This window comes from Paracholeplasma vituli, from assembly GCF_025446935.1.
GTDB lineage: Bacteria > Bacillota_I > Bacilli_A > Acholeplasmatales > UBA5453 > Paracholeplasma > Paracholeplasma vituli.
The window spans coordinates 1-307 of the sequence record NZ_JAOEGN010000043.1 but is presented as its reverse complement, the minus strand read 5'-3'; the positions used below and the strand labels follow the sequence as shown (position 1 = coordinate 307).

At 35.5% G+C, this 307-nt stretch carries 1 pseudogene; it reads left to right on the top strand.

Annotated elements, in window-relative coordinates:
• Positions 1–307, top strand: a pseudogene (locus N7603_RS08985) (RNA-guided endonuclease TnpB family protein); the annotation flags it as partial.

Below are 307 nucleotides of genomic sequence, written 5' to 3'. Positions count from 1 at the left end.
TAGGCCATAATCGCTTTTTATGGAATAAGATGTTAGAAGATAAACAGAAACACTATGAGTTGAATAAAACCCAATTATATAACCGTCCTGCACAGTATAAAGAGAATTATCCCTTTCTGAAAGACGTCGATTCATTGTCTCTCGCGAATACCCAACTCAATCTTGAAAAAGCCTTTAGAATGTTCTTTAAACGTAAACAAGACTTACCTAAGTTCCATTCTAAGAAACAAGACTATGGGTACACAACCAACCTTGTTAACCATAACATCGTTCTATTAAAAGGCTACATCAAACTCCCTAAACTGGG